Consider the following 22,785-nt stretch of genomic DNA (forward strand, 5'->3'; position numbering starts at 1 on the left):
GCGGACGGTGGTCGGTCCGCCCGCCTGCCTCGAGCGTAGAGGCCTTACTGCACAAGGGATTTCCGTGAGGTTTCACCTCGGATAAGGCGCCTCCTCCGCCGGGCTTGGTCCGTTGGAGCGGCGGCGGGAACCGGCTGGTCACCAGGTGCATCCCGGGGATTGTCAGTGGTGCAGGGCAAGCTGGGCGGTGACAGAGAGCTGTGCGCCGTTTCGGTACGTCACCGCCCCGGGCTGCGGTACGTCACCTCGGCGGCGCACGGCCGATAGCGACGCGATTCGGGGAGAGCCGACCCATGCAGATGTCCACAGCAGTCCTGACGGGCCACGAGCGCGCCGCAGTCCAGGCCTACCTGCGCCTGCTGCACACCGTCCGCGCCACTCTCGACGCCCCGGCGACCGCGCCGCGGCCGGTGATGGTCCCGGCTGCCGCGCTGGCCGAGGCCGATCATGCGCTGGAGCTGGCCGGGCTCGCGGGGAACGAAAAGGAGTTCTTCGCGTTGGTACGCGGCTGGTGCACCGAGGGTTCCGAGGGCGGCTGACAGGGCGTCACCGGGCAGGTTCCGGGACTCGGCGGCACCTGGCGGTTCACGCCGATGCCTTCGCCGCCGCGTCCACCGGAGCATAGTCCTCCTTCAGCAACCTCAGGTGGGCCCACGACTCGACGGACCGCACGCCCGGGACGGCCCGCAGGGTCTCCAGGAAGGCCAGTTCGCCGTCGGCCGACGGACACGCGGCGGTACCGATGGCGTCGCAGCGCCCGATGCTGCTGGCGAGGTACTCCACCTCCCGCAGGTCGCGGACGGCGGCGAGCGCCTTGTCCGCCAGCTGACCGTCGAGCGTGAGCTGAAAGCCGCACATACGGGTGGCGCCGAGCGCGTCGGGCTGGACGAGCGCACCGATGTGCACCGCGCCCGATTCGAGGAGGCGCAGGACCCGGGTGCGCGTGGCGCTCGTGGACAGGCCGACGGCGGCGCCGAGTTCGGCGAACGGCGTGCGCCCGTCGCGCTGCAGCCGATCCAGCAGGGCGCGGTCGGTGTCGTCGATGGCGGTCGGCTGGTACGGGCCCGGGGGGAAGTGGGCGTGCTGGAGTATCTCGGTGTAAACGGCGGTGTGGGCCTCGCGGACGCCGGGGAGTGCGGCGATCCGGCGTACCGCGCCGGCGAGTGCGGCCTGATCGGCGCTGCGCAGTTCGGTGACGAGCGGGAAGCGGCCGACGACCGCCGAGACGTAGACGGCGTCACGCATGGCGCAGACCTGCTCGGCGACGGGGAGCACGGGGCCGTCGACCGCGACCGCGACGTGGGCGTATGCGGCGAGGCCGAAGACGGAAGGGTGCACGACGCCGGCGATGCTGAGGACCTGGGCGTCGAGCAGCCGCTGCAAGCGGGCGCGGGCGGCCGGGCGGGAGAGCCCGAGCGCCAGCGAGAGCGACTCATAGGTGGCCCGGCCGTCCCGGCGGACCTCTGCGAGCAGCGCCTGGTCGGTGTCGTCGAGCTCGATCTGCGCCATTCGGTCCTCACCTTGTAGGGTCCCCGCGCTCGTGGGCTCCCCACGCTCGTGGGGTCCCCGCCTCCGTAGCCGTGGGGACGGGTCTACATCTTTCAGACACACATGTTTCATCCACGTAAGGATCTGCGGCTGAATTATTTCACCACCGCAACTTCGGAAGTTCACCTCCTACTGTGCTTACGCATCGACTGCAGAACCCGCCTCGAAGAGCCAATCCGGATCACGGGCGGGGCAGTCGGCCCATGGAGCGCACGTCCGTCGGAGGCCTCATGTCACGCTCGCCCGTCCCCTTCTCACGGCGCCAGATCATCTCCCGGGCCTTCTGGGCAGCGGGCGGTGCGCTGGCGGCCCCCGCGCTGCTCACCGCCTGCGGTTCGGGCGGCGGCGACAGCGGCGGCAGCAAGTCCGGCTCGAAGTCGGCCCCCGCGGACGTCGACGCCAAGTGGCCCCGGATCAGATCGCGTCAGGTCGTCGTCTCCGGCTTCGGGGGCGAGACGTACGAGATACGACAGAAGGAGTGTTTCGACCCGTACTCCGAGGTCGCGGGGGCGCGCGTCGTCCAGGCGGCCTGGGACTACGGCAAGTTCCTGTCCATGCTGGAGAGTTCGAGCCCGGAATGGGACCTGATCGACTTCGACGGGTACTCCGTCGCCGGCCTGATCACCTCCGGGAAGGCGCCGGGCAAGCTGGCCGACTGGGTGCGCCGCTGCGACCTGGTGCCGAAGGCCTACCAGGACTACTGCGCGGGCGGCTACGCATGGAGCCAGGTCATGGGCTGGTCGACCAAGCTCGACGCTACGCCGAGCAGTTGGGCCGACTTCTTCGACACCAAGAAGTTCCCGGGCAAGCGCGCCTTCCCCAAGTCCCTCTACATGGGGGTCTTCGAACTGGCCCTGCTCGCGGACGGGGTACCCAAGGACAAGATCTATCCCCTCGACTTCGAGCGCGCCATCGCGAAGCTGAACGAGCTCAAGCCGCACATGGTCTTCTACGACACCTACGCGCAGGGCCAGCAGTACATGGCCCAGGGCAGCACGTCGATGATCGCCACCTCCAGCGCGCGCATGATCCAGCTGAAGAACGACGGCAAGCCGGTGGACTTCACCTTCCAGGACGCGATGCTCTACCCCTGGAGCTCGTTCACGATGCCGCAGAAGCCGCAGCACGCGGACGCCGCGAACGCCCTGCTCGACTACATGTCGACACCCGAGCAGCAGGCCCTGATGTCGAAGAAGATCTACCTCGGCCCGGTCGTCTCCAAGGCTCTCGACCTGCTCACCGACAAGGAGCTCGAGCTCACCCCGAGCGCCCCGGACAACGTGGCCAAACAGCTCAGCGTCGACGTCGACTACCTCGGCAAGAAGGACGCCGAGTACGTGGAGAAGTTCACGAACTGGGTGGGCGCATGACGACCGTACTCGACAAGCCACCCCAGCCGTCCGCTTCCCCTTCCCCGGACACCAGGCGCCCACGCGCGCGTGGTGCAGGGGGCAGCGGTGCGCGATGGCTCTTCCTGCCGCCGCTCGCCCTGCTGCTGCTCGGGCTCGCCGGTCCGCTGGTCGCCGTGGTCGTCGCGGGCAGCGAGGACCACGGCCCCGCCGGGATGTTCACGGAGCCGTTCCGCAACGCCCTGTTCCTGCGCGCGGCGTGGCGCACGCTGTGGATGGCGGCGCTCGTGACCCTGTGCACGGGCGTCTTCGGTGTGCTGTACGCCCTCGCGCTGGGCCTGGCTCGCAGGGCGCTGAGCCATGTCCTGTTCGGCGTGCTCTTCCTGACGTTCTGGATATCGCTGCTCGTCAGGACGTACGGCTGGGTGCTGATGCTGCAGCCGCAGGGCGTACTGGACGGGCTGGCGAAGACGCTCGGGCTTTCGGAGGACGGGCTCGGCCTCTACCAGACCCTGCCCGGACTGATCCCGGCGATGGTGCACATCATGCTGCCGTACATGGTGCTGCCCGTGTACGCGGGCCTGCGCTCCCTGGATCCCGCGCAGCTGCGGGCCGCGCGCAGTCTGGGCGCGGGAGAGTGGCTGGTCATGCGCACGGTGGTGCTGCCCGCGCTGCGGCCGGGGGCTGCGGCCGGGGCGGTCATCGTCTTCGTGATGTCGCTGGGCTTCTATGTGACGCCCGCGTTCCTCGGCGGTCCGGGCAGCCAGGTGACGGCGACCGTCATCGGCACGGAGTTCGGCCGGATGCAGAGCCTCGGCGGGGCGGCGGCGATGGGTGTGGTGCTGCTGGTGGCGACGCTGGGGCTGTATGTCGTGGCCGACCGGTTCCTCAGGATCAGCGAGCAGTGGGAGCGGGTGTGACGGACGACGAACTGCGCACCGCCTTCCGCCGACTGTCACCGTGGGTGAACGGCGCCGGAGTGCTCATCGCGATCTTCCTGATCGCGCCGCTGCTTGCGATCCTCCCGATCGCGTTCAGCGCGGACCGCTATCTGACCTTTCCGCCGTCCGGACTGTCGACGCGCTGGCTGACGGAGGTGTTCACCAGTTCCGACTGGCAGGCGGCGTTCACGCAGTCGCTCTCCACCGCGGGGACGGCGACCGTGATCGCTGTGGTGGCGGGTACCGGCGCCGCGCTGGCACTGCCCCGCATGCGCCACGGTGCGCGACTGCTGCGGACCGCCATGCTGGCCCCGATGGTCGTGCCGCCGCTGGTGCTGGCGCTCGGCCTGTATCTGGCGATCGACGACCTGGGCGGCAGTGCGGGCATCCGCACCCTGATCCTGGGCCAGGCCACTCTCGCGGCACCGCTGGTATGCCTGTCCGTGTCGGCGGGGCTCGCCAAGATCGACCCCGCACTGTCGCGCGCCGCGCGGAGCCTGGGCCACGGCTGGCCCTCGGTACTGCTGCGGGTCGAACTGCCCCTGGTGGCACGGAGCATCGCCGGGTCCGCGGTGCTGTCCTTCGGGCTCTGCTTCGACGAGTCCGTCCTGTCCTACTACCTGAGCCCGCCGGGCGAGGAGACCCTCCCCACGCTGCTGTGGCTCGAGGCGGGCCAGCAGGCCTCGCCCGCCATCGCCGCCGTCAGCACGCTCGTGATGGGCATGGCCGTGGCGCTGCTCGGCCTCATGGTGCTGCTGACCGGCACGCGGAGCACGAGGACTGCGAAGAGTAAGAGGAGGATGTCATGAGCGTGTCCGTCGAGATCGACGCCCTGAACGTGCACCTGGGGGGCGCACCGATCCTGCGTGACGTCACCCTCACCGTCCCCGCAGGTTCGTTCGTCACTCTGCTCGGCCCCAGCGGCAGCGGCAAGACGACCACACTGAACGTGCTCGCCGGGTTCACCGCACCCACCTCGGGCAGCGTGCTGCTCGGCGGCCGCCCGCTGACCGGCGTACCGCCCGAGAAGCGCGACATCGGCGTGGTGTTCCAGAACTACGCGCTGTTCCCGCACCGAACCGTGGCGCAGAACGTCGAATTCCCCCTGCTCGCCCGAAGGATGCCCAAGGAGCAGCGGCGCGAGCGGGTGGCGCGGGCGTTGGAGCTGGTGCGCCTGCCCGAGGTGGGTGGGCGCCGGGTGCAGTCGCTCAGCGGTGGCCAGCAGCAGCGCATCGCCCTGGCCCGCGCGCTGGTGTACGAGCCTGCGCTGCTGCTCCTCGACGAGCCGCTCGCCGCGCTCGACAAGCAGCTGCGGGAGGCCATGCAGTACGAACTCGGGCGCATCCAGCGGGAGACCGGCACCACCACCGTGGCCGTCACCCACGACCAGACGGAAGCGCTCTCCATGTCCGACCTGGTGGCCATCATGAACGGCGGCCGCATCGAGCAGATCGGCACGCCGGAGGAGGTCTACCACCGTCCGGCGACGCCGTTCGTGGCGCAGTTCCTGGGCGAGGCCAATCTGCTGCCCGTCAGTGGTGGTCGGGTGGAAGCGCTCTCGCTGCCGGTGGACGGAGCATCCGACGGCTCCACGGTGATCCGCCCGGAGGACCTGGCGCTCACCAGTGATCCCGACGCGGCGGGTGCGGTGCCGGCGACGGTGGACGGCGTGGTCTTCCAGGGGCCGCGCAGCCGGGTCACGGTGACGGTGGCCGGGTGCGCGGAGCCGCTGGTGGTGACGGTCCCGGCCGGTACGGACGTACCGGGTGCGGGGGACGAGGTCGGCGTGCGGTACTGCGGCGGCGGTGCGCGCACTCTCATGGAGCCGCCCCCGCCCACCGAACCGCCGGAACCGTCCAAGTCCGCGAGCGAGGCGATCTCCGCAGCTCCGGGGGCCGCCCTGTGACCCGGACGCTGTCCGTCTTCCAGTCGCTGTGGGCGATGGAGGGCCTGCCCTGGCGCGCCTCGCGTCCCTGGACCCTCCCGGAGCGCATCCAGCGGATCGCGGACGCCGGTTTCGCGGGTGTAGGCCTCGACCTGTACGCACGTGAGGCACCGGCCGCGGCGGAGGTGGCACCCCTGCTGCGCACGGCAGGACTGCGCTCCCTGGTCACCGCGTTCGTCAACGACCGGACACCGCTCGCCGCGAGCCTGGAGTACGCGGCCGAGGTGGGCGCCGAACTCGTGGTGGTCTGCGGCCAGGTGTTCCCCGACGATCCCGCCGAGGCCGCCGAACTCGTACGCGGCTGGCGGAAGGAGACGGAGGCGGCGGGTTTCGCCTTCCACCTGGAGACGCACCGCTACACGCTCACCAACGATCTCGCCTTCACCCACCGGCTCGTAGCGGAGCTGCCGGATGTCGCGCTCTCCCTGGACCTGTCGCACTACGTCGTCGGCAACGAACTTCCGGACACGTCCGACGCGCGCGTGGACGGCATGATCGGCCGCCTGCTGGGCCAGGGCGCCTCGCTGCAGGGCCGGGTCGCCACCCGCGAACAGGTGCAGGTCCCGCTGGAGTTCACGCAGCACGCGGCGCAGGTGGAGCGGTTCCGCGGCTGGTGGCTGCAGGCCATGCGGTCCTGGCGCACACGCGCGGGAGACGCGGACGATCTGGTCTTCCTCTGCGAGCTCGGTACGACTCCGTACGCCATCACCGGCGCGGACGGCGAGGAGCTGTCCGACCGCTGGCACGAGGCGCTGCTGCTGAAAGCGTGGGCGGAGGAGCTGTTCGCCGCATCGGCTTCGAAGAGTTCGGCTGCTGCAGAGGAGGCATCGTGAGCGTACGCGAGGCGTCGGGCCCTCTCGACGGGCGGCCGGTGGGCAGCAGCATCCTTCCCGCCTCCGCCTACACCGACCAGGAGGTCTTCGACACCGAACGGCGGCTGATCTTCGAACGGCAGTGGGTGTGGGCCGGTTTCACGCACTGGGTGGCCGAACCGGGCAGCTCCCGGCCGGTCAGCGTGGCGGGCCGCCCCCTCCTGCTGGTCCGTGACCGCGAAGGCACCCTGCGGGTCTTCCACAACATCTGCCGGCACCGCGGCATCGTGCTGTCCGAGCAGCCGAGCACCCGCGGTCGGCTGCGCTGCCCGTACCACTTCTGGACGTACAACCTGGACGGTTCTCTGTGCGGCACGCCGTACTGGGACCGTACGAAGGGCTCGGGCCCGGAACCGGAGGTGCGGGACCGCCTCGGCCTGCTGCCGGTGCCGCACAGCGAGTGGGCCGGGATGGTGTTCGTGCATCTCGGCGAACCCGCCGAGTCGGCCGAGGACCTGCTCGCCCCGCTGGCCGACCGGTGGGCGCCGTACGACCTCGCCTCGCTGCATCTCGCCGAGGAGCGGCGCTACGACGTCGATGCCAACTGGAAGCTGGTGGTGGAGAACTTCCTGGACTTCTACCATCTGCCGTTCGTCCATCCGCAGGTCGGACCGGCGGCGACGCTCCTCGACATCGAGGACCAGGTGCTGTCGGAGACGGTCGTCGGCGGCTACTACCCGCGGGGCGCGAGCGCCAAGGCGTCCGGGCAGGCCGCGGCGGGCGGCTCGGGCGAGCCGGCGCTGCCGCTGCTCGGCGAGGTCCCGGAGGGCTTGCGGGACCGGCAGGACATCTTCTGCGTGTTCCCGAATGCCCTGCTGTTCATCGAGCCGGACTTCTACCAGGTCATCGCCCTGGAGCCGGTGGCGCCCGACCGGACAGTGGAGCACATGGCGGTGTTCGTGGCGGCGCAGGCCGCCGACGCGGCGTATGACACGGCCCGCAAGAAGCTGTGCGACGTGCTCTTCGAGGTCAACGACCAGGACCTGCCGGTGCTGCGCTCGCTCCAGCAGGGCCGCCACTCCCCCGCCGCGGACCGCAACCACCTCGTACCGCACTGGGACCAGATCACCGCCCGCTTCCAGCATCTGATCGCCGACGCCGTGGCGAAGGGAGCCACGGCGAACGCCCCCATGGCAAGCACCCTGGCGAAGAAGGAGCCCTGACATGGATACGGACTTCACCGAGCTGCCCGTCGTCGACGCGTCCGGACTGTTCCACGGTGACCCGGCCGGGCAGCGCGAGGTCGCCGGACAGCTGGGCCGCGCCGCCCGCGAGGTCGGGTTCATGTACGTCTCGGGGCACGGCATCGCCCCGGAGCTCTTCGACGGTCTCCTCGACGCCGCCCGCCGCTTCTTCGCCCTCTCCCACGAGGAGAAGATGCGCAGCTGGATCGGCCACTCGCGCAACCACCGCGGTTATGTCCCGGAGGGCGAGGAGGTGTTCGCGCAGGGCACCGCCGACCGCAAGGAGGTCTTCGGGCTGGCCCTGGATCTGCCGCTCGACGATCCGGACGTCCGGGCGGGCACCCCGCTGCTCGGCCCCAACGTGTGGCCGGAGCTCGACGGCTTCCGCGAGGCCGCGACGGCGTACTACGAAGCGGTGCTGGCCTTCGGGCAGCTGCTGTTCCGGGCCTTCGCGGTGGCGCTGGGCGAGGAGCCGGACACCTTCAGCCGGTACGCGACGAAGGCGCCGAGCGGGCTGCGGCTGATCCACTATCCGTACGACGAGACCGCCGTGGACCGGCCGGGCATCGGCGCGCACACGGACTACGAGTGCTTCACGCTGCTGCGACCGACAGGCCCCGGCCTCGAGGTACTCAACGGCGCGGGCGAGTGGATCGACGTACCGCCGCTCGGGGACGCGTTCGTCGTCAACATCGGCGACATGCTGGAGCTGTGGACCAACGGTGAGTTCGTCTCCACCACCCACCGGGTGCGGCGGGTCAGCGAGGAGCGGTACTCCTTCCCGCTCTTCTTCAACGTCGACTACCACACGCGCGTCGATCCGCTGCCGCGCTTCGTCACCCCGGACCGTCCTGCCCGCCCGGGCCTGGTGGCCGGGGAGCACCTGTGGTCGCAAGTGCTGCAGATCTACGGCTATTTGAAGGACCGCAGGGCGGCGGGCGAGCTGACGCTGCCTGAGAGCGCTCTCGCCCTGTCCTCGGGATTCGGGCGCGAGTTGGGTGACTGAGCCGGTGCTGGAGCCGGGTGACTGAGCCGGTGCGGTCCGCGCCTCCGCTCCGTCGCCCCCTGACGTGCCACGAGGCGGAACTCGATCTTCGTCGCACAGGGTGCTGGCCTAGAGTGGTGCCGTGTCATCCGGAAACGCCGTGGTCGCGCGCAACGTGCGCATCCTCAGAGAGCAGCGGGGCCTGTCGCTGGCCGAGCTGGCCCGTCAGGCCGGCCTGGCCAAGCAGACGCTGTCGAAGCTGGAGCAGGGCACCGGAAACCCCACCGTCGACACGCTGTTCTCCATCGCCGGCGCCCTCGGTGTTCCCGTGACCCGGCTGGTCGCCGACCGCGAGCAGGTCATGACGGTGCAGCGGGCCGACACCGTGGTCTGGCATGAGCACACCGGATACGAGAGCCGGAGCCTGGACCATGTGTACGGCTCCGGTGTGATCGAGAACTACCTGGTGCGCATCGGTTCCGGCCGTAGTGGCGAGTCGGGCGGCCGGTCCGATGCGCACCCCGTGGGCACGCTGGAGCATCTCTACGTGATCAGCGGTCGCGTACGGGTGGGTCCGGTGGACAGCCCGGTCGAACTCTCCGCCGGTGACTTCGTCCGCTATCCCGGCGACCGGCCGCACCTCTACGAGTCCCTGAGCGGGGAAAGCCTCGTGCACATCGTGGTCAGCGTGCCGCGCGTGCAGCCCGGCACCGGCGGGAACGGCGTCGCGGGCACCCACGGCAGTGAGCAGCACACCGAGGAGCGCGCGGAGCACTGAGTGCCGGGCGCGCCCCCGCGTTCGCCGTGCCGAGAGATCACCCGGCCAACGACCGCTCGGACACCGAACGGCATCCACCGCGGGCCTTGTCCTTCCGGCCCTGGTCCACCGCCTGCGCGCTGCGGGCCCTGCCCGCCGCCTGCGCACCGGCCAGGGCCCGCGACGCTTCGTAGGCGACCCGGCGGAGCGCCGGGGCGAGGCGGTGCACCTCGAAGCGGTGCGCGGCGCCCGCGACGGAGAGCGCGGCCACCGGACGTCCGGCGGCCCCCATGACGGGCACCGCGACGCAGGCCAGACCGTGTACCGCTTCCTCGCGGTCGTAGGCGATCCCGTCCCGCCTGACACGCGCGAGCTCCGCGCGCAGGAGCTCGGGGTCGGTGATGGTGTGGTCGGTATGGGCCGTCAGTCCCTGCGCGATGGCCCGCTCGGCCGCGTCGTGGTCGAAGGCGAGCAGCGCCTTGCCGACGCCCGTGCAGGACGCCGGCATCCGCGCGCCGATCCTCGAGGGGGTGTGCGTCGGGCGGTGCCCCTGGATCTTGTTGACGTACACGATCTCGGTGTCGTGGAGGACGGCCAGGTGCACGGTTTCGTGCGTCAGCTCGTACAGGTCCGCGAGGTAGGGCAGCAGCCGTTCGCGCACTACGAGCGTGGTGGGGCCGTAGACGCGCGTACCGATGTCGAAGAGCCGGGGGGCCAGCCGGTAGTTGCTGCCCACCCGCTCGACCACGTCGTTGCGCTGCAGGATGCCGAGCAGCCGGAACGCCGTGGACTTGGTCAGCTGCGTGCGCCGGGCCAGTTCGCTGACGCCGATCCCGTCGTCGTACTCGGCCATCGATGTCAGGAGGGTGAGGGCCTTGTCCACGGCGGTCTGCTGGTCCGGCTCCCCCTCCATGGGGCGTTCGGCCGGCTGGGTGGTGGTGGTGTGGTCAAGCATGTGTGCGGCCTCCGGTGCTGCGGCTCCGACCATCTCAGTGGACGTGCGTCCACTTTAGGTGACTCACGGCACTCTGTATAGGGAGTGTGGCCTGACACACGCAAACCGGACCGCGAGGAAGATCGCACAGTGCGCCCGCTGCCACCGCCAGGCCGCAGGCAGCGCTCTTTGCGTCTTCCTATCGATTCGGACGCGAGTTGAGTGACCGCACCAGTGCGGACCGTATTCTTCCTGTAGGCATCACCCATACGCATTGCGGGTGTTCTGCGCTGCCTTTCGTCCGGCGCAGGGCGGCCGCTGTGCGGGAGGTCTGACGCACGGCGCCGCCGTGCGCGGGAAGGAGGCGGGCGAGTGCAGGAGGTCAGCCTCCCGCGTCTGGTGGAGCCCCTGCGCTCGGGCGGACTCGCGGACTCCGTCTTCCAAGTCGCCGAACAAACGCCGGAGTTCGTGCAGTTATCGCGCCGCTCGGAGAGGTGGCCGCACGAGTGGTACCCGGTGACGTCGGCCGAGTTCCGCGACGAGGTGCTGGCCGTCGCCAAGGGGTTCATCGCCAGCGGCATCCGCTCCGGCGACCGGGTCGCGCTGATGTCCCGCACACGCTACGAGTGGACGCTGCTGACGTACGCCCTGTGGACCATCGGCGCCCGCGTCGTACCCGTCTATCCGACCTCGTCGTCGGAGCAGGTGCGCTGGATCCTGGACGACACGCAGGCGACGGCGATCGTGGTCGAGCACGAGGACCATGCGATGACGGTCGGTGCGATCTGCGGCTCCGTGCCGCGGCTGGCCCACATGTGGCAGCTGGACGCCGGCGGAGTGCGCCGGCTGGTCGAGGCCGGTCAGGACATCCCGGACGACATGGTCACCCGGCAGCGCGCATCGGTCCAGCCGCAGCACATCGCCGCGATCCTCTACACGTCCGGCACCACGGGACGCCCCCGAGGCTGCCTGCTCACCCATGCGAACCTGGCCGCCGAGTGCGACACGCTCATCACGGGCTGGCGCGAGCTCGTCGCCGAGCCGGGCGAGGAGCCGTCGATCCTCACCTTCCTGCCGGTCGCGCACTGCTACGGGATCATGGTGGTGGCCTGCTGCCTGCGCGGCGGCATCCGGCTCGGCCACCAGCCCGACATGGCGCCCGAGGCACTACTGGCCGCGCTCGAGTCGTTCCGCCCGACGTTCCTGTTCGCCGTCCCTTACATCTTCGAGAAGATCTTCCAGCGCGCCCGGCTCACCGCCGAGGAGGCGGGCAGGCTCGCCGTGTTCGACAAGGCCGCGGACGTCGCCGCCCGCTACGCGGAGGCCCTGGAGCGGCAGGCCCTCGGCAAGGGGCATGGCCCCGGCCCGGCGCTGAGAATGCAGCACGCGCTGTACGAGCACGCGGTCTACGCGCGGATAAGGGCCGTGCTCGGCGGCCGCGTGCGGTACGCCGTGTCCGGCGGTTCGACGCTGCACCGCCACCTGGGCCTGTTCTTCGCCGGTGCCGGCATCACGGTCTACGAAGGCTACGGCCTCACCGAGACGTCCGCCGCGGTGACCGCACAGCCCGTGCACCGCGTCAGATTCGGCACCGTCGGCAAGCCGATGCCGGGCAACACGGTGCACATCGCGCCGGACGGCGAGGTGTGGGTGCGCGGCGACGTCGTCTTCCTCGGCTACCTCAACAACCGCGAGACCACGGAGCAGATGCTCCGGGACGGCTGGCTCGCGACCGGTGACGTGGGATACCTCGACGAGGACGGCTACCTCGTCATCACGGGCCGCAAGAAGGACATCATCATCACCAGCGGCGGCAAGAGCGTGGCCCCGCTGGCCCTGGAGGAGCAGCTGCGGGAAGACCCGATGGTCTCCCAGTGCCTGGTCGTCGGCGACAACCAGCCGTACGTCGCGGCGCTCATCACGCTCGACCCGCAGGCCGTGACCAACTGGCGGAAGCTGGCGGGCAAAACACCGGCGAGTCCCGAAACGATGACGGACGACGCCGACCTGCGGGCACTGATCCAGCGAACCGTCACGCGCGTCAACACCGGGGTCTCGCGGGCGGAGTCCATCCGCGCATTCCGCATCCTGCCGCAGGAGTTCAGTGCCTCGAACGGCTTCATGACGCCGTCTCTGAAGCTGCGGCGCAGCGCGATCGTGACCGCGTTCAAGCGGGAGATCGACGACCTGTACGCCCGGAACCGGTGACTCCGCCCTGCTCCCTGAAGAACGGACCGTGGCCAGCGATTTCTTAACATGCACGTAGCAGCACGACGGGCGCCGGAGCCCTATGATCGCCCCAACACACACGGGCTGCCGCGACACCTCCTCTTCATGCGACGGTTCCGTGCCCCTCATCTCCCCTGGCCGGGTTCGGCCCGCTGCGCCGTGCCCTGCCCTGCCCCTGGAAGGCGGCCTGAATGATCTCTCGCGTACGCGTCTGGCTCAACCGCACGTACGCGGAGAACGCCTTCTTCATGGATCAGCTACGGTCCAATCCGCATGGCACACGGGTCGAGATCCATGCCACCCACGGCGACCCCGACTCGCCGGTCCTGGCCGCCGCGGACACCGCTGCACTCGAGCCCGAGGGCCTGTCCCGCGCCGCATACGTCGAATACGCGCTGGCGCAGTGCGCTCAGCACGCGATCGACGTCTTCGTGCCGGTGCTGCACCAGGGGGTCATCGCGGCGCACCGCGAGGAGTTCGCCGCCCTCGGCACCGTGCTGCTTACCCCGCCGGCCGAGGCGATCGCCACCTTCCAGGACAAGGCCGCCGCCTATGAAGCGGCGTCGACCGCGGGGGTTCCGGTGCCGCCGTGGTGGCGGGTGCGCACCGAGGACGAGCTGGTCGCGGCCGTCGAGGCGATCGAGGCGACGGGCCACAAGGCATGCTTCAAGCCCGCGGCAGGGGCGGGCGGAGTCGGCTTCCGCGTGATCACGCGCTCCCCGTTCTCGCTGATGCACCTGACCGGTTTCCCCAGCTCGTACGTCCCGCTGAACCTGGTCGTCGACGCCCTGCGGCACGCGGACGAGCCCGTGGACTGGCTGGTGATGCCGCGCTTGGACGAGCCCGAGGTGTCCGTCGACTGCCTCACCGGTCCTGACGGCCGGGTCCGTATGGCGGTGGGCCGCACCAAGCACGGGCGGCGCCGCGGCTTCACGCTCCACCCGTCGTGGATCGAGCCGTCCCGCCGCCTCGCCGAGACCTTCGGGCTGCACTGGCTCACCAACATCCAGTACCGCCTTTATGACGGCGATCCGGTCCTCATGGACGTCAACACCCGCCCGGCGGGCGGCCTGCACCAGCTCTCCCAGTGCGGGCTGAACGTCCCGTGGTCCGCGGTCCGCCTGGCGCTCGGCGAGGACCCCGGCGATCTGACGCCGGACTTCCTGGGCCCGGACTACGCGGTGGTCGCCGGGCCCCGGCCGCTGCGTCCGGTGACGATCCCTCAGCAGCGGACGGACTCGCTGCCGGTGGTACCGGCGCCCTCGGGGCCGGTTGCCGATGAGGCACCGGCTGCCGCTGCCGCGGTGGCACCGGCTGCCGCCGTCACCCCGGCGGACGCGGGTCTGCCGATCGCCTGAGTCAGCGCCCCGGCCGCAGAGCGTGCTGCGCGGCCAGGCGTACGGGGGCGTTCTGGGCGCCGTAGCCGCGGTAGCCCCCGTCGCGCTGGACGAGCTCGAAGAAGACGCGCCCGACGGTCTCGGTGTAGCAGTGGCGGAATTCGCCGTGCTCGTCACGGTCGTAGAGGATGCCGAGTTCGCGGAAGGTCTCCAGCTCGCCGGGGGCGAACTCGTAGCGGGCCGCCAGGTCGTCGTAGTAGTTGGCGGGCACCGGCAGGAGCCGGCCTCCGGCCTCCCGGGTCCGGCGGACGGCGGTGACGATGTCGTCGACGGCGAACGCGATGTGCTGCGCGCGCCCGCCCTCCTCGGTGGGGGCGGGTCCAACGCCGAGCGCGATCCGCACGCTGCCGTCGGGGGTGGTAACGGCGCGGCTGCGCAGCAGTCCGTACGGGTCGGCGACGTCGACGCTCTCCTGCGCCTGGAGCCCGAGCACGCTGCGGTGGAAGAGGGCGGCCTCGTCGAACTGGTGCCAGGGCTGGGTGAGCGCCAGATGGTCGATGCCGCGGACCCCTCTGCCCGCCGCGGGGGCGTGGTCGACGGGCGTGAAGTCATCGATCCAGCTGGGGAGTTCGGGCTGGATGGGGGTACCTCCCTGCTCGAGCGAAGCCGAGAGCTTGGGGGAGGCGCAGAAGAACAGCTGTGTGCCGTCGGGGACGGCCACCGCGTCGAGCGGCGCGTCCTCGGGCGCGCGGCGGCGCGGCAGCACGGGAGCGAGGAGGGCCTCGGCGCGCCGGGCGGCGGCGGCCGGGTCCGGGGACTCCAGGCCGATGGCGGCGAGTGAGAGCGCTTCCCGCCTGCCGCCGGTGGTTCCGGTGTTGAGAAGAATGCGGGCGTCGCCCTGCTGCCACAGCTCCACCGGCTTGCTGCGGTGCCTGGCGGTGCGGGTGAAGCCCAGCGCGCCGAGCAGCGCGGAGGCCGGTTCGGCATCGGGCGTGACGAGTTCGGCGAAGGCGACTCCGGTGGGCACGACCGGGGCCGGCGGGGCGGCCAGACCGGTGGCCTCCTGCAGGACGATCAGTGAGCGCTGCGCGTCGATCGCGGTCGGGCGCGCGTCGGCCTGCCGGAAGACGTCGTTGAACACCTCCAGCGAGAGCGGCCCCTGATAACCGGCACGCACCACATGGCCGAGGAACCCGGCGACGTCGAAGCCGCCCTGCCCCGGGAAGCAGCGGTAGTGGCGGCTCCACTGCAGCACGTCCATGGCCATCAGCGGGGCGTCGGCCAGCTGCAGAAAGAAGATCTTGTCACCCGGGATGTCCTCGATTGCCTTGGGGTCGGAGCCGCGGGCGAGGATGTGGAAGCTGTCCAGGCAGGTGCCGAGCGCCGGGTGGTCGGCGGCCTCGACGATGCGCCAGGCGTGGTCGTACGTGTTGACGTGGCGGCCCCATGCGAGCGCCTCGTAGGCGACGCGGATGCCGTACTCGTCCGCCAGCTCGGCGAGCCGGCGCAGCTGGGCGGCGGCGAGCGCGTCGTCGTCCACGGCGAGCGGCGAGACGTTGGAGCACACGAGCACCGTGTCGGCGCCCAGCCGCCGCATCAGCCGGAACTTGTGCTCGGCCCGGCGCAGGTTGCGGTCGAACTCCTCCTCCGGGACGGCCTCGATGTCGCGCATCGGCTGGTAGAGGTCGATGGTGAGGCCGAGGTCGGCCGTGCGGGCGCGGATCTCCTCCGGCGTGAGGGGGCTGGCGAGCAGATCGTTCTCGAAGATCTCCACGCCGTCGAAGCCGGCGCGTGCCGCCGCGGTGAGTTTCTCGGTGAGGGGGCCGCTGAGCGAGACGGTGGCGATGGACGTGCGCACGGCGGTGCTCCTTCGGGGTCGGTGCTGTGTCGGGTCTGCCGCGGAAGCCGTGTCGGGGTTGGCTGGGAGCCGTGTCGGGTTTGCCTGGGAGCCGTGTCGGGTTCGCCGTGTAAGCCGGGTCGGGTTCGCCTGGCTGCCGTGTCAGGCGTGGGCTTCGGCGGCGCCCGCCAGCTCCGCGATGTCGGCGAGCATCCGGGCGCTGTCGGGCTCCCTGCCGGTGAACAGCCGGAACGCGTCGACGGCCTGGAAGACGGCCATGCCGCCGCCGTCGAGCGTGGCGCAGCCGAGCGCACGGGCGGTGCGCAGCAGCTCCGTCTCCAGCGGCCGGTAGACCACCTCGGCGATCCACAGACCGGGGTGGAGCAGCTCGGCCGCGAACGGCAGTCCGGGGTGCGCGGCCATGCCGGTGGGGGTGGCGTGCACGAGGCCGTCGCTGCCCGCGACGAGTGCCCGGAGGCTGTCCGGGGCGGCGGCCGTCGCGCGCCCCTCACCGAAGTGGCGGTTGAGGGAGGCCGCCAGGTCGGCCGCCCGGTCCGGCAGCGCGTCGACGACGGTGAGCTGTCCGGCTCCCAAGGTCAGCACGGCGTGCGCCACTGCGGCGCCCGCGCCACCCGCACCCAGCTGCACGACCCGGTCGAGCGAGGCGTCCGGCAGGCCACGGGCGAACGAGGCGGCGAAACCCGTGACGTCGGTGTTGTGCCCGACGGCGCGGCCTTCCTCGAAGACGACGGTGTTGACCGCGCCGAGGGCCTCGGCCCCCGGTGAGAGCGCGTCGAGGTGCTCGATGACGAGCTGCTTGCACGGGTGGGTGATGTTCAGCCCGTCGTAGCCCAGGTCGCGGGCGGCCCGGAGCAGGTCGCCGACCTTGTCGGGCGTGACACCGAGTACGTCGATGTCGATCAGGCGGTAGAGGTAGCGCAGGCCTTGGCGGTCGGCCTCACGCTCATGGAGGGCGGGGCTGAGCGAGGGCCCGATGCCGGCGCCGATCAGGCCGATGAGGAAGGAGTCCTGGGTCCTGGGTGCCATCGCTGGTGCCTCTCGCCTTCCGACGTAATGTACGAACTGGTTCGTTAGTCATATCAGGCAGCCGTCCCGACAGGAAGACCTCTCCGGAAACCCACGAGGCTCCGCGGACGGGAGATCTCCACAACCCACGGGCCGGGACCGGCTTCTACAATCGCCAGCATCGGACGGTCCAAGCCCGCCCCGCACCGGCGCCTCACCCCGAAGGAACCAACCCGATGACCACTGTCGAAGAACCGGCCCGACCCGACGGACGCATCCGCGACGCCGCCCGCACCAAGGCCGAGATCCTCGATGTGGCGACCCAGGAGTTCGCCCGCGTCGGGTACGCAGGGGCCCGCGTGGACGAGATCGCGGCCCGCACCCGCACCACGAAGCGGATGATCTACTACTACTTCGGCGGCAAGGAGCAGCTGTTCACGGCCGTACTGGAGCGCGCGTACTCGGTGATCCGGCAGGCCGAGCAGGAACTCGACGTCGAGCATCTCGACCCGGTCGCGGCCATCCGCCGGCTGGCCGAGCTCACCTTCGACCACCACGAGGCGCACCCCGACTTCATCCGGCTTGTCAGCATCGAGAACATCCACGAGGCCGAGCACATCGCGTCATCCGAGGCGCTCGGCAAGCTCAGCTCGCCCGCGATCGAGGTGATCGCGCGGATCCTCGACTCGGGCCGCAAGTCGGGCCTGTTCACCGCCGACGTCGACGCGGTGGACCTGCACGCGATGATCAGCTCGTTCTGCTTCTTCCGGGTCGCCAACCGGCACACGTTCGGCGCCCTCTTCGGCCGCGACCTGGTCGCCGCGGACCAGCGGGAGCACTACCGGAACATGCTCGGCGACATGGTCATCGCCTACCTCACGGCGGACCGCTCGGCGGGCTGAGCACCGGATCTGCACCCGGCCGGCACGGGACCAGTTTCTGCCGGGCCCCTTGACAGGCGCGATACACGGGCGCAACATCCGTAGCCACTCGCTATTAACTATCCAGTGAGTTAATCACCCGCCTTCCGACCGGAGCGCCGGTGACAGCCGACCCCAGACCCTCAGGGCCCGGCAACTTTCCCCTCACCCGCTCTACCCTTCTCCCGGAAGCCCCCAAGGAGCCGCCGTGACCGTCCCCGACGCCCACCAGGGCCAGCCGCGTAAGGCAGCACTCGCTGCCTGGATAGGCAGCGCCCTGGAGTACTACGACTTCTTCATCTACGGCAGCGCCGCCGCGCTGATCTTCCCGAAGGTCTTCTTCGACGAGTCGGACCCGGCCACCGCGACCCTGCTGTCGCTGGCCACCTTCGGCGTCGCGTACGCGGCCCGGCCGATCGGCGCGCTCTTCCTGGGCCATTTCGGAGACCGCCTGGGCCGCAAGAAGATCATGGTCTTCACGCTGATCCTGATGGGCCTGTCCACGTTCCTCATCGGCTGTCTGCCGACGAGGGCGCAGGTCGGCACCCTCGCCCCCGTCCTCCTCGTGCTGTGCCGCGTCCTGCAGGGCATCTCGGCCGCGGGCGAGCAGGCGAGCGCGAACTCCATGACCTTGGAACACGCACCGGCACACCGCCGCGGCTACTTCACCAGCTTCACGCTCAACGGCACCCAGGCGGGCCAGCTCCTCGCCACCCTCGCCTTCATCCCGATCGCCGCCCTGCCCGAGGACCAGCTGCTGAGCTGGGGCTGGCGCATCCCGTTCTGGCTCAGCGTCGTCGTCGCCGTGGTCGGCTACGTCATTCGCCGCACGCTCGAGGAGACGCCCGCCTTCACCCAGCAGGCCGCGACCGAGGGCGTGGTCAAGCTTCCGCTGCTTGTGCTGTTGCGCGAGCACTGGGCGGATGTGCTGCGTGTGATCGCCGGCGCCCTGGTCGCCTCGGTCAGCACGATCTTCACCGTCTGGGCACTCGCCTACGCGACCAGCGACTCCGTCGGTCTGGACCGCTCGAACATGCTGTGGGTGAGCGCGCTCGCCAACCTGGTCGCCCTCGCCGCCATCCCGCTGTGGGCCAAGCTCTCCGACCGCATCGGCCGCAAGCCCGTGTTCCTGACCGGCGCGGCCGGCAGCGCGATCATGATGTTCGCCTACCTCTGGGCCATCTCCACCGGCTCGTACCCGCTGGTCCTGATCCTCGGCGTCGCCACCTTCGGCATCGTCTACAGCGCCGCCAACGGCATCTGGCCGTCCTTCTACGGCGAGATGTTCTCCACCCGCGTACGGCTGTCGGGCATGGCCATCGGTACGCAGATCGGGTTCGCCGTCGCCGGGTTCGCCGTGACGTTCGCGGCCGAGATCGCCGGCCCGAACGGCGACGACTGGTCGGCCGTGGCCCTCTTCACGGCCGCGCTCTGCGTCCCGCCGGTGCTCGCCGCGCTCACCGCGCGCGAGACGCACAAGGTCCCGACGGAGCAGCTCGGCCTGCGCGAGCCGCAGGGGGCACCCGGCCGCGAGACCGTGGCCGCCTGACCCCGCAGCTCCCCCGTAACGGCGCGACGCCCAGCGCCCCGCATCGCCGGGGGCTGGGCGTCGCGCCGCGCATCAGTCACCTCGCGGCGCGGAGCTGGGCGTGACGTCGTACGTCGGTCACCTCGCTACGCGGAACCGGGCGTCGCACCGCGCACCGGTCACCTCGCGGCGCGCCCGGGGCTCAGCTCCCCGGCCCGCTGCGCGGCGTGGGCGGCGATGTCGCGTCCGACCTGGTGGCCGAAGACCATGGCGGGCCCGATGTTCGAACCGTAGCCGGGGTAGCCGCCGCCGAAGACACTGACGGCCGCCGTGCCGACCGCGTACAGACCGGGGACCGCCTCTCCGCTCTCCGTCACGACCTCACTCCGTGTGTTGACCGCGAGCCCCGCGTACGTGCCGAGGTCGCCCATCTGGATCTTCACCGCGTAGTAGGGCGCCTTGTCGATGGGCGCCAGGTTCGGGTTCGGCTTGTGCTCCATGTCGCCCTTGAAGTGGTGGAACCAGTTGGAGCCGCGCTGGAACTTCGGGTCCTCGCCGTGGGCCGCGTGGCGGTTGAACTCTGCAAGGGTGCGCTGGAGACCGGCCTCCGGTACGCCGATCCGGGCGGCGAGCTCGGCGACCGTCCTGCCCTCGACCAGGTACCCGACCTTCTTGTAGTACCAGGTCGGCAGCGGCCAGGGCTTCGCGTAGCCGATGCCGTACGTGTGCATCGCCTTGCGGTCGGCGATGATCCAGCCGAACGTGTCGCGCTCCGCGCTGTTCTCGTTGATCATCTCCACGCCGAAGTCGTGGTAGGAGTACGACTCGTTGGCGAACCGCTCACCCTTGCGGTTGACGGCGATCAGACCGGGCAGGCCGAACGCGCGCAGGTGCGGGAAGACGCGCTGCCGCCCGCGCAGGTTCTTCCAGACCGTGACCGGGCCCCAGGACGCCGGCTGGTGCGGGCGGGTGTCGAGGACGCCGCCGTGCTCCTGCGCCAGCAGATAGCTGTCGCCCTGGTGGCCGATGGTCGGCGTGACGTGGTTGTCGCCGCGCGGATCGTGCCCGAAGACCTGGGAGCGCAGTTCCGGGTTGCCGGAGAATCCGCCCGCCGCCAGGACAACTCCGAGCCTCGCCCGCACGGCGCCCGTGTGCGCACCGGCGATCTCCGCACCGGTGACCACGCCCTGGTCGTCCTTGAGGATGCGGGTGGCGCGGGTCTCGGTCCACATGGGGATGTCCCAGTCGGTCGCGACCGCGAGCATCCGGGTCATCAGCGCGTTGCCGTTCGTACGCACCAGCGAGCGCCGGAAGAGGAGCTTCTCCGCCCAGGTCCTGAGGATCTTCCGCTGGACGTAGGCGAATGCTTTCAGGGAGCGGTTGGCCTTGATGAACGTGGCGATGTCCGGGCCGATCTCCGGCATGTACCCGAAGACCGTGTACGTGTAGAGGTAGGGCTGGATGCGCAGCCGGTTGTGCTTCAGGATCCGGCCGTTGGTCCGTGCCACGGTCAGCGCACGGCCCGACTTTCGGGCACCGGGGGTGTCCATCTGGTAGTCCGGTGCCATCTCGGGATAGTGGAACTCGATGCCCGCGTCCTTCTCGAAGAAGTCCAGGGCGCCGGGCACCTCGTCGAGGAAGGTGCGGACCGCGTCCTCGTCGTACGACTCACCGGCCAGGGCCTTGATGTAGCGCTCGGCCTCCTCGCGGGTGTCGCCTTCGGCGATGCCCTGCTTGTTGCCGGGCACCCAGAGCCAGCCGCCGGAGACGGCGGTGGTTCCGCCCAGGTACGGCTCCTTGTCCACCACCAGGACGTCGAGTCCCTGCTGTTTCGCCTTGAGCGCGGCGGAGATTCCGGCGGCTCCGGAGCCGATGACGAGCACGTCGTACTCGAATGTGGTCTTGCCCATGTCAGTCCAATCTCCGAGGCTGTGCGGCGGCCGGGCAGCACACACCAAGGGCATGCGTGAGGGGTGGTTCGGCGGTCGGCCCGGCGGGCAGCGGGCGCTGGACGCGAACGGCCACCCACTCCAGGCGTCGTCCGTCCTGGGAGCGCCTCCCGGCGGTAGCCGTCGGCGGCAGTCGGGGAGGCCGCGGCCCGGGCCCGGGCGCTGTGCTTCAAGCGCCGTGAACAGCCTGCTGGCGCTCGGAGTCGGTCACAACGCGGGTTTCATTCAATGGAAAGGCGCGCTCCGCGGGTGCGCACCGGATGTTCTCCGGGTGACGGGGCGCCGAGCGTTCGGGAGATGCCACGGGCGGCGGCGAGCAGTGCGGGGACCTGGGCACGGGGTTGGACGTCGGTGGACGGAATGACGACCGAGAGCGCGGCGACCGCCTGACCGTGGGCGTCCCGGACGGGGGCGGCGAGGCCGGTGGAACCCGGAGTGATCATCTCCGGAGCGATGACGAAGCCGTCCTGCCGGATCTGCGCAAGCAGCCGGCGCAGCTCCGAGGGGTCGGTGACGGTACGGGGCGTGTAGCGCTCCAGGGGACGCGACAGAACGTCCTCCCACTGCTCCCCAGGTCCGTGGGCGAGCAGCACGAGACCGATGGAGATGGCGTGGACGGGAAGCCGGCCTGCGATGCGGGCGATGTTCGTGACCGCGCCGCGGGCGGACAGCCGCTCCAGGACCAGCACGTCCGATCCCTCGAGCACCCCGATCTGCGTGTGGTGCCTGACCACGGACAGCAGGTCCTCCATGAACGGCATCGCGGCCTGCCGCAGATCGAGTGTGCGGGAGGAGCGGGAGGCCAGCTCCCAGAGTTGGACACCTATGCGGACCCGCTTGTCCTCGGCCCGGTCGAGGGCGCCCAGCTCGACTAGTTCCGCCACGAGTCGGTGGGCCGTCGCGACCGGCAGATCGGCGCGGCGCGCGATCTCGGAAACGGTCAGGTCGGGGGACGCGGAGGTGAACAACCGCAGGATGCGCATCACGCGCGTAAGTACCGACTCACCGGAATCCGATCTGGCCATAGGCGCCATCTTCGGCAGCGGCACTGAGCCTGCCAAGACACAGAACGGAAACAAATGCACTGGTCCGCCGCATGTCAGGGACGTACGGCGGACCGGCGGGACAGAGCGGAACCGCTCGGGAATCAGCCCATCTCGGGGGCGAGCCGGCCGAGCATGGGCGTCCAGGCGCGGGCGCTCACATCGGCGACCAGGCCCTGCCGCCGGAAGGGGTCTCCTTCCGTGGCGTCGAGCGCATCGGCCTTGGTGGCCGCGCTGATCAGCAGCAGCGCACCGGGCGTCTCGTCCGCGCCGAAGGGGCCCGAGCACAGGTTGACGCCCTGCACGGCAAGGGAGTTGAGGTACTCCTTGTGTGCGGGGCGGTGCTCGTCACGCCCGGCGGTGTCGTCGGTGTAGGTGTAGGTGACGGCGAAGACCGGCAT

Annotated in this window: 20 protein-coding genes; 13 read left to right on the top strand and 7 right to left on the bottom strand. The window is 70.6% G+C overall.

The genetic code is table 11. From position 1 onward, the window contains the following. Window positions 1-299 precede the first annotated feature (299 nt). A complete protein-coding gene (locus ABT009_RS23195) occupies window positions 300-539 on the top strand; it encodes a hypothetical protein (protein ID WP_351298067.1) in 240 nt (79 codons plus the stop codon). Between the two features lie 46 nt (window positions 540-585). Here the strand turns inward: ABT009_RS23195 and ABT009_RS23200 are convergent, their stop codons facing one another. After that, window positions 586-1,509 (bottom strand): Lrp/AsnC family transcriptional regulator, encoded by a 924-nt coding sequence (locus ABT009_RS23200; RefSeq protein ID WP_351297939.1) that lies wholly within the window; start codon window positions 1,507-1,509, stop codon window positions 586-588. Between the two features lie 269 nt (window positions 1,510-1,778). On the opposite strand from ABT009_RS23200, the gene ABT009_RS23205 reads away from it, so the two are divergent. The 8 genes from ABT009_RS23205 to ABT009_RS23240 all read left to right on the top strand — a co-directional run bounded on the left by ABT009_RS23205 (window position 1,779) and on the right by ABT009_RS23240 (window position 9,602). Next, window positions 1,779-2,918, top strand: coding sequence for an extracellular solute-binding protein (locus tag ABT009_RS23205; RefSeq protein ID WP_351297942.1), 1,140 nt, complete (start codon window positions 1,779-1,781; stop codon window positions 2,916-2,918). After that, on the top strand, window positions 2,915-3,817 hold the full coding sequence (locus ABT009_RS23210) for an ABC transporter permease (RefSeq protein ID WP_351297945.1): 903 nt from the start codon (window positions 2,915-2,917) through the stop codon (window positions 3,815-3,817). Before ABT009_RS23205 ends, ABT009_RS23210 begins: the two co-directional genes overlap by 4 nt. Continuing rightward, window positions 3,814-4,647 carry an ABC transporter permease gene (locus tag ABT009_RS23215; protein ID WP_351297948.1) on the top strand — a complete coding sequence of 278 codons (834 nt, stop codon included), beginning with the start codon at window positions 3,814-3,816 and terminating at the stop codon, window positions 4,645-4,647. Before ABT009_RS23210 ends, ABT009_RS23215 begins: the two co-directional genes overlap by 4 nt. Next, on the top strand, window positions 4,644-5,744 hold the full coding sequence (locus ABT009_RS23220) for an ABC transporter ATP-binding protein (protein WP_351297951.1): 1,101 nt from the start codon (window positions 4,644-4,646) through the stop codon (window positions 5,742-5,744). The genes ABT009_RS23215 and ABT009_RS23220 overlap by 4 nt, the downstream gene beginning before the upstream one ends. Next, window positions 5,741-6,616 carry a sugar phosphate isomerase/epimerase family protein gene (locus ABT009_RS23225; RefSeq protein ID WP_351297954.1) on the top strand — a complete coding sequence of 292 codons (876 nt, stop codon included), beginning with the start codon at window positions 5,741-5,743 and terminating at the stop codon, window positions 6,614-6,616. Before ABT009_RS23220 ends, ABT009_RS23225 begins: the two co-directional genes overlap by 4 nt. After that, on the top strand, window positions 6,613-7,818 hold the full coding sequence (locus ABT009_RS23230) for an aromatic ring-hydroxylating oxygenase subunit alpha (RefSeq protein WP_351297957.1): 1,206 nt from the start codon (window positions 6,613-6,615) through the stop codon (window positions 7,816-7,818). Before ABT009_RS23225 ends, ABT009_RS23230 begins: the two co-directional genes overlap by 4 nt. Before the next feature lies 1 nt (window position 7,819). Beyond that, window positions 7,820-8,845 (top strand): isopenicillin N synthase family dioxygenase, encoded by a 1,026-nt coding sequence (locus ABT009_RS23235; RefSeq protein ID WP_351297960.1) that lies wholly within the window; start codon window positions 7,820-7,822, stop codon window positions 8,843-8,845. A 121-nt stretch (window positions 8,846-8,966) separates the two neighbouring features. Then, entirely contained in the window at window positions 8,967-9,602 is a 636-nt protein-coding gene (locus ABT009_RS23240; protein WP_351297963.1) for a helix-turn-helix domain-containing protein, read from the top strand. A 37-nt stretch (window positions 9,603-9,639) separates the two neighbouring features. Here the strand turns inward: ABT009_RS23240 and ABT009_RS23245 are convergent, their stop codons facing one another. Further along, window positions 9,640-10,536 carry an IclR family transcriptional regulator gene (locus ABT009_RS23245; protein ID WP_351297966.1) on the bottom strand — a complete coding sequence of 299 codons (897 nt, stop codon included), beginning with the start codon at window positions 10,534-10,536 and terminating at the stop codon, window positions 9,640-9,642. 351 nt (window positions 10,537-10,887) lie between these two features. Between ABT009_RS23245 and ABT009_RS23250 the strand changes: the two genes are divergently transcribed. Together ABT009_RS23250 and ABT009_RS23255 are read left to right on the top strand one after the other, a co-directional pair. Next, the gene (locus tag ABT009_RS23250; RefSeq protein WP_351297969.1) at window positions 10,888-12,723 is read left to right on the top strand and encodes an AMP-dependent synthetase/ligase; all 1,836 of its coding nucleotides are present in this window, start codon (window positions 10,888-10,890) and stop codon (window positions 12,721-12,723) included. 212 nt (window positions 12,724-12,935) lie between these two features. Next, window positions 12,936-14,102, top strand: a complete 1,167-nt coding sequence (locus tag ABT009_RS23255) for an ATP-grasp domain-containing protein (RefSeq protein WP_351297971.1) — start codon at window positions 12,936-12,938, stop codon at window positions 14,100-14,102. A 1-nt stretch (window position 14,103) separates the two neighbouring features. On the opposite strand, the gene ABT009_RS23260 is transcribed toward ABT009_RS23255, so the two are convergent. Together ABT009_RS23260 and ABT009_RS23265 are read right to left on the bottom strand one after the other, a co-directional pair. Continuing rightward, window positions 14,104-15,939 carry a bifunctional sugar phosphate isomerase/epimerase/4-hydroxyphenylpyruvate dioxygenase family protein gene (locus ABT009_RS23260; protein WP_351297974.1) on the bottom strand — a complete coding sequence of 612 codons (1,836 nt, stop codon included), beginning with the start codon at window positions 15,937-15,939 and terminating at the stop codon, window positions 14,104-14,106. A gap of 141 nt (window positions 15,940-16,080) precedes the next feature. After that, complete coding sequence (locus tag ABT009_RS23265; RefSeq protein ID WP_351297977.1) at window positions 16,081-16,965, bottom strand: shikimate dehydrogenase; 885 nt, start codon at window positions 16,963-16,965, stop codon at window positions 16,081-16,083. Window positions 16,966-17,180: 215 nt separating this feature from the next. Between ABT009_RS23265 and ABT009_RS23270 the strand changes: the two genes are divergently transcribed. After that, window positions 17,181-17,846, top strand: a complete 666-nt coding sequence (locus tag ABT009_RS23270) for a TetR family transcriptional regulator (protein ID WP_351297980.1) — start codon at window positions 17,181-17,183, stop codon at window positions 17,844-17,846. A 226-nt stretch (window positions 17,847-18,072) separates the two neighbouring features. After that, window positions 18,073-19,413 (top strand): MFS transporter, encoded by a 1,341-nt coding sequence (locus ABT009_RS23275; RefSeq protein ID WP_351297983.1) that lies wholly within the window; start codon window positions 18,073-18,075, stop codon window positions 19,411-19,413. 158 nt (window positions 19,414-19,571) lie between these two features. Here the strand turns inward: ABT009_RS23275 and chcC2 are convergent, their stop codons facing one another. The 3 genes from chcC2 to ABT009_RS23290 all read right to left on the bottom strand — a co-directional run bounded on the left by chcC2 (window position 19,572) and on the right by ABT009_RS23290 (window position 22,785). Continuing rightward, a complete protein-coding gene (gene chcC2 / locus ABT009_RS23280; protein ID WP_351297986.1) occupies window positions 19,572-21,302 on the bottom strand; it encodes a 4-oxocyclohex-2-ene-1-carboxylate 5-dehydrogenase in 1,731 nt (576 codons plus the stop codon). Between the two features lie 260 nt (window positions 21,303-21,562). Next, window positions 21,563-22,366: an IclR family transcriptional regulator gene (locus ABT009_RS23285; protein ID WP_351297989.1), complete on the bottom strand. Its 804-nt coding sequence runs from the start codon at window positions 22,364-22,366 to the stop codon at window positions 21,563-21,565. 122 nt (window positions 22,367-22,488) lie between these two features. Next, window positions 22,489-22,785 carry a YciI family protein gene (locus ABT009_RS23290; protein WP_351297992.1) on the bottom strand — a complete coding sequence of 99 codons (297 nt, stop codon included), beginning with the start codon at window positions 22,783-22,785 and terminating at the stop codon, window positions 22,489-22,491.

Origin of the sequence: Streptomyces sp. NPDC002896 (assembly GCF_040295225.1) — a bacterium.
In the GTDB taxonomy this organism is placed as follows: Bacteria; Actinomycetota; Actinomycetes; order Streptomycetales; family Streptomycetaceae; genus Streptomyces.

What these genes read in the sequence shown, in the direction of transcription:
- ABT009_RS23195 (WP_351298067.1), top strand. Translation starts at nt 300, where the DNA reads ATGTCCACAGCAGTCCTGACGGGCCACGAGCGCGCCGCAGTCCAGGCC.
- ABT009_RS23200 (WP_351297939.1), bottom strand. Translation starts at nt 1,509, where the DNA reads ATGGCGCAGATCGAGCTCGACGACACCGACCAGGCGCTGCTCGCAGAG.
- ABT009_RS23205 (WP_351297942.1), top strand. Translation starts at nt 1,779, where the DNA reads ATGTCACGCTCGCCCGTCCCCTTCTCACGGCGCCAGATCATCTCCCGG.
- ABT009_RS23210 (WP_351297945.1), top strand. Translation starts at nt 2,915, where the DNA reads ATGACGACCGTACTCGACAAGCCACCCCAGCCGTCCGCTTCCCCTTCC.
- ABT009_RS23220 (WP_351297951.1), top strand. Translation starts at nt 4,644, where the DNA reads ATGAGCGTGTCCGTCGAGATCGACGCCCTGAACGTGCACCTGGGGGGC.
- ABT009_RS23235 (WP_351297960.1), top strand. Translation starts at nt 7,820, where the DNA reads ATGGATACGGACTTCACCGAGCTGCCCGTCGTCGACGCGTCCGGACTG.
- ABT009_RS23245 (WP_351297966.1), bottom strand. Translation starts at nt 10,536, where the DNA reads ATGCTTGACCACACCACCACCACCCAGCCGGCCGAACGCCCCATGGAG.
- ABT009_RS23255 (WP_351297971.1), top strand. Translation starts at nt 12,936, where the DNA reads ATGATCTCTCGCGTACGCGTCTGGCTCAACCGCACGTACGCGGAGAAC.
- ABT009_RS23265 (WP_351297977.1), bottom strand. Translation starts at nt 16,965, where the DNA reads ATGGCACCCAGGACCCAGGACTCCTTCCTCATCGGCCTGATCGGCGCC.
- ABT009_RS23270 (WP_351297980.1), top strand. Translation starts at nt 17,181, where the DNA reads ATGACCACTGTCGAAGAACCGGCCCGACCCGACGGACGCATCCGCGAC.
- chcC2 (WP_351297986.1), bottom strand. Translation starts at nt 21,302, where the DNA reads ATGGGCAAGACCACATTCGAGTACGACGTGCTCGTCATCGGCTCCGGA.
- ABT009_RS23285 (WP_351297989.1), bottom strand. Translation starts at nt 22,366, where the DNA reads ATGGCCAGATCGGATTCCGGTGAGTCGGTACTTACGCGCGTGATGCGC.
- ABT009_RS23290 (WP_351297992.1), bottom strand. Translation starts at nt 22,785, where the DNA reads ATGCCGGTCTTCGCCGTCACCTACACCTACACCGACGACACCGCCGGG.